Origin of the sequence: Micromonospora acroterricola, from assembly GCF_003172955.1 — a bacterium.
In the GTDB taxonomy this organism is placed as follows: domain Bacteria; phylum Actinomycetota; class Actinomycetes; order Mycobacteriales; family Micromonosporaceae; genus Micromonospora; species Micromonospora acroterricola.
In genome coordinates, this window is the sequence record NZ_QGKR01000323.1 from 1 (window position 1) to 10533 (window position 10533).

8 protein-coding genes are annotated in these 10533 nt (G+C 70.7%); 2 read left to right on the top strand and 6 right to left on the bottom strand.

Translation table 11 applies throughout. From position 1 onward, the window contains the following. Positions 1-113: 113 nt before the first annotated feature. The 3 genes from DKT68_RS27920 to lysS all read right to left on the bottom strand — a co-directional run bounded on the left by DKT68_RS27920 (position 114) and on the right by lysS (position 5125). A complete protein-coding gene (locus tag DKT68_RS27920) occupies positions 114-2645 on the bottom strand; it encodes an ATP-dependent Clp protease ATP-binding subunit (RefSeq protein ID WP_109820367.1) in 2532 nt (843 codons plus the stop codon). Positions 2646-3161: 516 nt separating this feature from the next. After that, positions 3162-3506, bottom strand: coding sequence for a histone-like nucleoid-structuring protein Lsr2 (locus tag DKT68_RS27925; protein WP_109820373.1), 345 nt, complete (start codon positions 3504-3506; stop codon positions 3162-3164). A 110-nt stretch (positions 3507-3616) separates the two neighbouring features. Continuing rightward, a complete protein-coding gene (gene lysS / locus DKT68_RS27930) occupies positions 3617-5125 on the bottom strand; it encodes a lysine--tRNA ligase (RefSeq protein ID WP_109820368.1) in 1509 nt (502 codons plus the stop codon). 88 nt (positions 5126-5213) lie between these two features. Here lysS and DKT68_RS27935 point away from each other — a divergent pair, with 88 nt between their 5' ends. Continuing rightward, positions 5214-5957 carry a class I SAM-dependent methyltransferase gene (locus DKT68_RS27935; protein ID WP_109820369.1) on the top strand — a complete coding sequence of 248 codons (744 nt, stop codon included), beginning with the start codon at positions 5214-5216 and terminating at the stop codon, positions 5955-5957. A 10-nt stretch (positions 5958-5967) separates the two neighbouring features. Here DKT68_RS27935 and DKT68_RS27940 read toward each other — a convergent pair whose 3' ends face one another. Continuing rightward, positions 5968-6726, bottom strand: a complete 759-nt coding sequence (locus DKT68_RS27940) for a type III pantothenate kinase (protein ID WP_109820370.1) — start codon at positions 6724-6726, stop codon at positions 5968-5970. A 118-nt stretch (positions 6727-6844) separates the two neighbouring features. Here DKT68_RS27940 and DKT68_RS27945 point away from each other — a divergent pair, with 118 nt between their 5' ends. Then, positions 6845-7936 carry a hypothetical protein gene (locus tag DKT68_RS27945; RefSeq protein ID WP_146218444.1) on the top strand — a complete coding sequence of 364 codons (1092 nt, stop codon included), beginning with the start codon at positions 6845-6847 and terminating at the stop codon, positions 7934-7936. Positions 7937-7976: 40 nt separating this feature from the next. On the opposite strand, the gene nadC is transcribed toward DKT68_RS27945, so the two are convergent. Together nadC and DKT68_RS27955 are read right to left on the bottom strand one after the other, a co-directional pair. Next, a complete protein-coding gene (nadC, locus tag DKT68_RS27950) occupies positions 7977-8873 on the bottom strand; it encodes a carboxylating nicotinate-nucleotide diphosphorylase (protein ID WP_109820372.1) in 897 nt (298 codons plus the stop codon). Further along, positions 8870-10533: L-aspartate oxidase (locus DKT68_RS27955; protein ID WP_109820374.1), on the bottom strand; the 1664-nt coding region annotated here is incomplete at its 5' end. The genes DKT68_RS27955 and nadC, both read right to left, overlap by 4 nt.

The following is a 10533-nucleotide window of genomic DNA, read 5'->3' on the forward strand; positions in this document are numbered from 1 at the left end:
GCCGTGCGCCGCCCGCGGCGGCGCACGGCCGCCGCGGGCGGGGCACGGCTACGGAAAAAGGCGGGGCCCCGGTGGCTTTCGCCACCGGGGCCCCGCCCCTGTTGCCGCTGGTACTACTCGTCCGCGCCCGCGGCGGCGGTGCCACCGAGGTCGGCCGGCACGGCGTCCGGAACCTCGACCGGCTTTTCCGCGCCCCGGAAGACGAGCTTGGAATTGTCGATGTCGTTCGGGTCGCCCTCGCAGTCCACCACGACGATCTGACCCGGGGTCAGCTCGTTGAACAGGATCCGCTCGGAGAGGTTGTCCTCGATGTCGCGCTGGATCGTGCGACGCAGGGGACGGGCACCGAGCACCGGGTCGAAGCCCTTCATCGCCAGGTACTTCTTGGCGTTGTCGGTCAGCTCCAGACCCATGTCCTTGTTCCGCAGCTGCGTCTCGATCCGCTGGATCATGATGTCCACGATCGAGAGGATCTCGTTCTGGCGCAGCTGGTGGAAGACGATGGTGTCGTCGATCCGGTTGAGGAACTCAGGCCGGAAGTGCTGCTTGAGCTCGTCGTTGACCTTCTGCTTCATCCGGTCGTAGTTGGACTCGGAGTCCTCCGACGCCTGGAAGCCGAGCGACACCGCCTTGGCGACGTCCCTGGTGCCCAGGTTGGTGGTCAGGATGATGACCGTGTTCTTGAAGTCCACGATCCGGCCCTGACCGTCGGTGAGCCGACCGTCCTCCAGGATCTGGAGCAGCGTGTTGAACACGTCCGGGTGAGCCTTCTCGATCTCGTCGAAGAGGACCACCGAGAACGGCCGACGCCGCACCTTCTCGGTCAGCTGCCCGCCCTCGTCGTAGCCGACGTAGCCGGGAGGGGCACCAACGAGCCGGGAGACCGTGTAGCGGTCGTGGAACTCGGACATGTCCAGCTGGATGAGAGCATCCTCGCTGCCGAAGAGGAACTCGGCGAGCGCCTTGGACAGCTCGGTCTTACCGACACCGGACGGACCGGCGAAGATGAACGAGCCCGACGGGCGCTTCGGGTCCTTCAGGCCGGCCCGGGTACGCCGGATCGCCTTCGAGACCGCCTTGACCGCGTCCTCCTGGCCGATGACGCGCTTGTGCAGCTCGTCCTCCATGCGCAGCAGGCGCGAGGTCTCCTCCTCGGTCAGCTTGTAGACCGGGATGCCGGTCCAGTTGCCGAGCACCTCGGCGATCTGCTCGTCGTCAACCTCGCTGACGACGTCCAGGTCACCGGCCTTCCACTCCTTCTCCCGCTGCGCCTTCTGGCCGAGGAGCTGCTTCTCCTTGTCGCGCAGCTGGGCGGCGCGCTCGAAGTCCTGCGCGTCGATCGCGGACTCCTTGTCGCGACGCACCTGTGCGATGCGCTCGTCGAAGTCGCGCAGGTCTGGCGGCGCGGTCATCCGCCGGATCCGCATCCGGGCGCCGGCCTCGTCGATCAGGTCGATCGCCTTGTCCGGCAGGAAGCGGTCGGAGATGTATCTATCGGCCAGGGTTGCGGCAGCCACGAGAGCAGCGTCCGTGATCGAGACGCGGTGGTGCGCCTCGTAGCGGTCGCGCAGGCCCTTGAGGATCTCGATGGTGTGGGCCAGCGACGGCTCACCCACCTGGATCGGCTGGAACCGGCGCTCGAGCGCGGCGTCCTTCTCGAGGTGCTTGCGGTACTCGTCGAGCGTGGTGGCACCGATGGTCTGCAGCTCACCACGGGCCAGCATCGGCTTGAGGATGCTCGCCGCGTCGATCGCGCCCTCGGCGGCACCCGCACCCACCAGGGTGTGGATCTCGTCGATGAACAGGATGATGTCGCCGCGGGTGCGGATCTCCTTGAGCACCTTCTTGAGGCGCTCCTCGAAGTCACCGCGGTAGCGGGAACCGGCGACCAGCGCACCGAGGTCGAGCGTGTAGAGCTGCTTGTCCTTGAGCGTCTCGGGCACCTCGCCCTTGATGATCTTCTGGGACAGGCCCTCCACCACGGCGGTCTTACCGACACCGGGCTCACCGATCAGGACCGGGTTGTTCTTGGTACGGCGGGAGAGCACCTGCATGACCCGCTCGATTTCCTTCTCGCGCCCGATGACCGGGTCGAGCTTGCCCTCACGGGCGGCCTGGGTCAGGTTGCGGCCGAACTGGTCCAGCACGAGGCTGGTCGACGGCGCGGCCTCACCCGGCGCGGCGCCCGCCGCGGCCGGCTCCTTGCCCTGGTAGCCGGAGAGCAGCTGGATGACCTGCTGGCGGACCCGGTTGAGGTCGGCGCCGAGCTTGACCAGCACCTGGGCGGCGACGCCCTCACCCTCGCGGATCAGACCGAGCAGGATGTGCTCCGTGCCGATGTAGTTGTGGCCGAGCTGCAGCGCCTCGCGCAGCGACAGCTCCAGCACCTTCTTGGCCCGCGGCGTGAACGGGATGTGCCCGCTCGGCGCCTGCTGGCCCTGGCCGATGATCTCCTCGACCTGCTGGCGGACGCCCTCCAGGGAGATGCCGAGGCTCTCCAGGGCCTTTGCCGCGACGCCTTCACCTTCGTGGATCAGGCCCAGCAGGATGTGTTCCGTACCGATGTAGTTGTGGTTGAGCATCCGGGCCTCTTCTTGGGCCAGGACGACAACCCGTCGCGCTCGGTCGGTGAACCGCTCGAACATGCCCTCGTGCTCCTCACGTGCCGTGCGCCTTGATGGTCAAGATCTTGGCGGGGCCGGTGCACGAACGTCCGGGACGGGCGTCCGTGCCTCCTTACTCTATCGTCGCTGACCGACTCAGCTGAGGTCGTGTGTCTCCGGTGCGGGTCGGTTCCACGTCGTTTTGCACAACCGTCCGCGCTCAGGAGGTGTTCCGGTACCCCTGTCGCTACGCGCAGAGCGAAATCCGACTGGCGCGACGGAAGCCCCTCTCCCGGCTCGGGAAGGCTCCGGGAGGGGTGAGCCGGCGCTGGCGACGACCACCGAGCGCGGCCCGGGGAGGTTGTCCACAGGTTGTGGAAAGCTGCTCCACCGCCTGTGGACAACGTCGGGCGGGCGGGAATGCTTCCCCGACCCCTCGGCTGGCCGGCGGGCGCCGGGCCGGGGCTGGCGGGAATACGGCGACGCCGGCCCGGAGGATGCTCCGGCCCGGCGTCGTGTCGCCCTGCGGCGGCCGCTGGCCACCACGCTGCTGACGGATCAGCGCTTGGCGTGGTACTCGTCGACGATCTCCTGCGGGATGCGCCCACGGTCGGAGATGTCCTTGCCGGCCTTCTTGGCCCACTCCCGGATCGCCTTGTTCTGCTCCCGGTCGGCGGTCGCGCCGCCCCGACCGCGGGCGGCCCGTCCACCGATGACCACGCCGCCCCGGCCCACCTTGTTGCCGGCGCCCACGTACGGAGCGAATACGTCGCGCAATTTCGCGGCGTTGGAACTCGACAGGTCGATCTCGTACTGAACGCCGTCGAGGGCGAACTTGACGGTCTCGTCCGCGTCCCCGCCGTCCAGGTCATCGACCAGCTTGTGAATGATCTGCTTGGCCACGTCCCACATTCCTTTCGAGCAGGGTGCTCCTGCTAACGAGAGCACAATAACCCGCGCGCTGCTCGCCCCGTCAATAGGATGCGGTTACGGCACGGCACGAGACGGCCGGACTACTCCGGTCGGACCAACGGGAAGAGGATCGTTTCCCGAATTCCGAGCCCGGTCAGGGCCATCAAGAGCCGGTCGATTCCCATTCCCATACCGCCGGCCGGCGGCATTCCGTACTCCATCGCCCGGAGAAAGTCCTCGTCGAGACGCATGGCCTCGTCGTCGCCGCGGGCGCCGAGCTGCGCCTGGGCCACCAGCCGCTCACGCTGCACCACCGGGTCGACCAGCTCGGAGTACGCGGTGCCCAGCTCGAACCCGAGCACGTAGAGGTCCCACTTCTCGGCCAGCCCCGGCTCGGTGCGGTGGGCGCGGGTGAGCGGGCTGGTCTCCTCCGGGTAGTCCATGATGAAGGTGGGCGCCTCCAGACCGGGGACGACCAGCTCCTCGAACAGTTCCTCGGCCAGCTTGCCCGGGCCCCACTTCGGGTCCACGGCCAGTCCCACCTTGTCCGCGTACTCGACCAGGCGGGTCCGTTCGGTGCGGACCGTGACCTCCTCGCCGAGTGCCTCGGAAAGGACCCCGAAGAGGGTCACCGTCCGCCACTCGCCGCCCAGGTCGAACTCCCGCCCGTCGGCGTGGGTCACCACCGTCGAGCCGCCGACCGCGATCGCCGCCTGTTGCACGAGATTGCGGGTCAACTCGGCCATCGTGTTGTAGTCGCCGTACGCCTGGTACGTCTCCAGCATCGCGAACTCCGGCGAGTGCGAAGAGTCGACACCCTCATTACGGAAGTTGCGGTTGATCTCGAAGACGCGGTCGACACCGCCGACGACTGCGCGCTTGAGAAACAGTTCCGGAGCGATTCGCAGATACAGATCGGTGTTCAACGCATTGCTGTGGGTCACGAACGGTCGGGCCGCCGCGCCGCCGTGCAGCAGTTGCAGCATCGGCGTTTCGACCTCGATGTAGCCCTGCCCGTGCAGCGAATCCCGCAGACTGCGCACGGCCGCGGCCCGGGTACGGACCATCTGCCGGGCCTGCGGCCGGACGATCAGGTCGACGTAACGCTGCCGGACCCGCGCCTCCTCGGAGAGCGGCTTGTGCGCCACCGGCAGCGGCCGCAGCGCCTTGGCGGTCATCTCCCACCGCTCGGCCAGCACCGACAGCTCGCCCCGGCGGCTGGTGATCACCTCGCCGGTGACGCCGACGTGGTCACCGAGGTCGATGAGGCGCTTCCAGTCCTCCAGCCGCTCCGGCCCGACCCGGTCCAGCGAGAGCATCGCCTGCAGCTCGGTGCCGTCGCCGTCGCGCAGGGTCGCGAAGCAGAGCTTGCCCGTGTTGCGGACGAAGATCACCCGGCCGGTCACCGAGACCTGGTCGCCGGTGGCGGTGTCGGTGGGCAGGTCCGCGTAGCGCGCCCGGACCTCCGACAGGGTGGCGGTGCGGGCGAAGCCGACCGGGTAGGGCTCGGCCCCGTCGGCGAGCATCCGGTCCCGCTTCTCCCGGCGGACCTTCATCTGCTCGGGAAGGTCATCGGCGGGATCCACTGGCACGGCGTTCTGCTCGCTCACGGCACGCTTCCTCGTCATGGAGATACGGGGGGTCAGGCCCGAGCGTACTCAAGCGCCCCGGAGCCTGTTACCGGATAACCTGCCCGTCATGGTCGATCACACTCACGCCCTCTCCTTCGGAGTTGCGGCGGGCGATTACGACCGGTTTCGTCCGACGTATCCGGAAGAGGCGGTCCGCTGGGCGCTTGACGGGCTGGACGCCCCCGCCCAGGTCGTCGACCTCGGGGCTGGCACCGGCATCCTGACCCGCGCCGTGCGGGCCCTCGGGCACCAGGTGCTGCCGGTGGAGCCCGACCCCGGGATGCGCGCCCAGCTGGGCTCCGCGACCCCCGGCGTGACCGCCCTGGCCGGCAGCGCCGAGGCGGTACCGCTGCCGGACGGCGCCGCCGACGCCGTGCTGGTCGGCCAGGCCTACCACTGGTTCGACCGGGAGCGCGCGCACGCGGAGGTCGCCCGCGTGCTCCGGCCGGGCGGGACGTTCGCCCCGGTGTGGAACGTCCGGGACGACCGGGCGGCCGGCTGGGTGAGCGAGCTGAGCCGGATCGCCCACCTCGGGGACAACTCGGCCGATCTGCTCGAGCAGGTCACCGGTTTCGGCCCGGCCTTCGGGCCGGTGGAGATGGCCCAGTTCGCGCACCGGACGCTGCTCACCCCCGAGGAGCTGCTCGGGCTGCTGCACACCCGCTCCTACTGGCTCGTCGCGCCGATCGAGGAGCGGGAAACGATCGACCGCGAGGTGCGGGAACTCCTCGCCAGCCACCCGGACGTGGCCGGTCGAGAGACCGTCGAGCTGCCGTACCGGACGCTGGTCTTCCGCGCCCGGCGGCGCTGATCCACCGGAGTCAGAGGTTGCGGTCGTAGACCATCCGCAGACCGATCAGGGTGATCATCGGCTCGTGGTGGGTGATGCTGCGGCACTCGTTGATGACCAGCGAGGCGAGACCGCCGGTGGCGATCACCGCCTTCACCTCGCCCAGCTCCTCGGTCATCCGCTCGACGATCCGGTCCACCTGCCCGGCGAAGCCGAAGTACAGGCCGGACTGGAGGCACTCCACGGTGTTCTTGCCGATCACCGAGCGGGGCTTCGTGGCCTCGACCTTGCGCAGCTGGGCGGCGCGGGCGGCCAGCGCGTCGAAGGAGATCTCGATGCCGGGGGCGAACGCCCCACCGAGGAACTCGCCCCGACCGCTGATCACGTCGAAGTTGGTGGTGGTGCCGAAGTCCACCACGATCGACGGCCCGCCGTAGAGGGTGTACGCGGCGAGGGTGTTCACCACCCGGTCGGCGCCCACCTCCTTCGGGTTGTCGATCGCCAACTGGACCCCGGTCCGCACCCCGGGCTCGACGATCACGCTCGGCAGGTCGGCGTAGTAGCGGCCGAGCATGGTGCGCAGCGACCGCAGCGCGGCCGGCACCGTGGAGCAGGCGGCCACACCGGTGATCTCGACGTTGTCCCCGGCGAGCAGGCCCCGGAACATCAGGCCGAGCTCGTCCGCCGTCGAGCGGGCATCGGTCTTGATCCGCCAGGAGTGCACCAGCTTGTCGCCGTCGAAGGTCGCCAGCACGGTGTTGGTGTTTCCGATGTCGATGCAGAGCAGCACGCACGCAGCCTAGACAACGACCGTCCGGGCGGGCGGGGACCGGCCGGCGGACCGTATCCTGGTCCCATCACGACATGAACACAGGTCGATCCACGGCGCGGCCGGACGGGGAGCGGACATGTCGGGGACGTGGTGGGCGCGAGGGCGGAACACCCTGCGCCGGCGTCGGCGGCACGTTCTCGTGCTGGTGGCTCTGGCCGGCGGCGCGATCTGGATGATCGTGCAGGCGTGGCAGGCGTCCCGACGGGAGACCGGCAGCTTCGCCGGCGACCTCTACCTCAACATCGGCGCCGCGCTGATCATGACGTTGCTGACCTACGTGGTGCTCAACCCACTCTTCCGCGAACTCCAGACCGTCAGCATCATCGAGCACCCCCGGCTGGACCGGGACGCGCTGATCGAACGGGTCGCCCAGTGCCGGGAGATCGTGGCCATCCTGGAGACCTGGACCAGCATGCTGGAGGGCCCCTACGCCTCCCGCTTCGTGGCCGCGCTGCGCTCCGCGCTCGCCAACGGCGCCACCGTCAAGGTGCTGCTGCTCGACCCGGACTCACCGGCGGTCCGGCTTCGCGGCGAGGAGCTGCGCCGGCGGGACGCCTCGGTGGCCATCCTCAACAACCTGTGGCACCTCGCCCGGCTCGGCGAGGAGCTGCCGGAGGCGGCCCGGGCCCGCCTCCAGGTCCGCGTCTACAGCGCCGCCCCCTCCGTACAGATGTACCGCTGGGACGGCAAGGCGTTCATCTCGTTCTTCCCGGTGCAGGGCAGCACCTTCGACACCCAGCAGATCGAGGCGTTCGTCTCCACCCCGCTGGGTGAATTCGTCGATGACCGGTTCGCCGAGCTGTGGGAGACCGCGCCGCTGGAGGACCTGGAGGCCTGCCTCACCCTGCGGCTCTGCCTGCGCCAGGCCGGTCGGGACCTGGAGACCTGCGAGGCGCTCTACGTACGCTCCGACGGCGACTGGTACATCGCCGGCACCGACCTGGTGCGCAACGTGGCCCGGCACGGGCTGACCGGGCTGAGCGTCGTGCTGGACCGGCCCGAGGCGGCCGGTGAGGTCTTCGCCGTCGGCGAGGCGGACGAGCTGGCGCCCGAGATCTACAACCGGGTGCTGGAGCTCTTCCGGGCCAAGTACGGCCTGGACGGCCGGCAGGACACCGAGAACCGGGTGATCTTCAACCTGGCCGCCACCTCACTGAGCACCGTCTGAGGCTCGCTCCTGCTCGGCGACCGCGCCGGCCGGAAACCCGTCACTCGACCCGCAGGTCCATCGCGATGTCCAGGATGGGCGACGAGTGGGTGAGCGCGCCCACCGAGAGGAAATCGACGCCGGTGGCCGCGTACCGGCTGGCCACCTCCAGGGTCAGCCCGCCGGTCGCCTCCAGCTCCGCCCGGTCACCCACGGCGGCCACCGCCTCGGCCAGCACCTCCGGGGTCATGTTGTCGCAGAGCAAAAAGGTCGCACCGGCCTCCACCGCCTCTACCGCCTCGCCGACCGTGGTCACCTCGACCTGCACCGGCACCTCGGGGAACGCCTCCCGGACCCGCCGGTACGCTGCGGTGATGCCCCCGGCGGCCAGCTTGTGGTTGTCCTTGATCATGGCCACGTCGTAGAGGCCCATCCGCTTGTTGGTGCCACCGCCGGCCCGCACCGCGTACTTCTCCAACGCCCGCAGGCCCGGCGTCGTCTTGCGGGTGTCGAGCACCATCGCCTTCGTGCCGGCCAGCGCGTCCGCCCAGGCACGGGTGTGGGTGGCCACCCCGGACATCCGGCAGAGCAGGTTGAGCGCCGTGCGCTCGGCGGTGAGCAGCAGCCGGCTCGGCCCGGTCACCGTCGCCAGCACGTCGCCGCGGGCCACCCGCTCGCCGTCGTGCGCCACCAGCGACACCTCGACGGTACGGGCGAGCCCGGTCACCTCACCGACCAGCTCGAACACGGCGGCGGCCACGGCCAGCCCGGCCAGCACACCGTCCGCGCGGGCCACCAGGTCGGCGGTGTCGGTCTGCTCCGCCGGGATGGTGGCCACGCTGGTGACGTCGAGGAAGTCCGGCCCCAGATCCTCGACCAGCGCGTTCTCGATCACCTGCCGCACCTGCGCCGGGTCCAGTCCGGCCGCCCGCAACGCCCGCTGCGTCGACTCCGTCATCGCGTCTCCTCCCACTGCTGCGTCAACCCGCCCTGCGCCCCTACCGACCCCACCAGGTGGCCCAGCCACCGCTCGTCTGCCGTCGGGAAGTCCTCCCGCCAGTGGCAACCCCGGGTCTCCTCACGCGCGTACGCGGCGGCCACCAGCGTCGACGCCACGGTGAGCAAGTTGGTCGCCTCCCAGTCGGCGGTGCGCGGCCGACCCCGGGCGGCGCCCAGCTCGGTCAGCGTCCCGGCCGTCGCCGCCAGCGTCGCCGCCGACCGGAGCACCCCGGCGCCTCGCGTCATCGCCCGTTGCAGGGCTGGCGTCGACTCGGCCGGCAGCACCCGGCCCGCGCCGCCGAGCCACGCGCCGGTGTCCGCCGGCCGGGCCTGATTGGGCAGGCCGGCCGCGATGTCGTCGGCGATCCGCCGGGAGAAGACCAGGCCCTCCAGCAGGGAGTTGCTGGCCAGGCGGTTCGCGCCGTGCACACCCGTGCAGGCGACCTCGCCGCAGGCGTACAGGCCGGGGATGGAGGTGCGGCCGTGCAGATCGGTCCGGACGCCGCCGGAGGCGTAGTGGGCGGCCGGGGCGACCGGGATCAGGTCGGTGGCCGGGTCCACGCCGATCGCCAGGCAGGACGCGACGATGGTCGGGAACCTCCCGGACAGGAAGGCCCCGCCCAGGTGCCGGGCGTCGAGGAAGACGTGGTCCGCGCCGGTGGCGAGCAGCACCCGGTGGATGCCCTTGGCCACCACGTCCCGCGGCGCCAGCTCGGCCAGCTCGTGCTGGCCGACCATGAACCGCTTGCCGTCGGCGTCGACCAGGTACGCGCCCTCCCCGCGCAGCGCCTCGGAGACCAGCGGCTGCTGCGCGTGCCCGGCGCCGGGCACCCCGGCGCCGGACGGCGTGATCAGGGCGGTCGGGTGGAACTGGACGAACTCCACGTCGGTGACCGCCGCGCCGGCCCGCATCGCCAGCGCCACCCCGTCCCCCGTGGAGACCGCCGGGTTGGTGGTGGCCGCGAAGATCTGACCCATCCCGCCGGTCGCCAGCACCACCGCCCGGGCCAGCAGTGCGCCGACACCGTCCTCGCTGCCCTCGCCGAGCACGTGCAGGGTGATCCCGCAGGCCGGGCCGAGCCCGTCCGGGCCGTCCCCGGGCGCCCGCAGCAGGTCCAGCACCAGGGCGTGCTCCACCAGCCGGATCCAGGGGTCGCGCCGTACCGCCGCGTGCAGCGCGCGCTGCACCTCCGCCCCGGTGGCGTCGCCACCCGCGTGCACGATCCGGTCCGCCCGGTGCCCGCCCTCACGGGTCAGCATCAGCGAACCGTCCGGGTTGCGGTCGAACTCGGCGCCGATCCGCATCAGCTCCCGCAGCCGGATCGGGCCCTCCTCGACCAGCACCTGGACCGCCGCCGGGTCGCACAGCCCGACGCCGGCGATCTCGGTGTCCGAGGCGTGCGCCGCCGGGGTGTCCCGCGGGTCGAGCACCGCGGCGATGCCACCCTGCGCCCACCGGGTCGAGCCGTCGTCGATGTTGACCTTGGTGACCACCGTGACGTGCAGGCCCGCCTCGCGCAGGTGCAGCGCGGCGGTCAGCCCGGCCACGCCGGAACCCACCACGATCACGTCGGTGGTCTCCACCCAGCCGGGGGCGGGCGCGGCCGCCGCGCTGCACC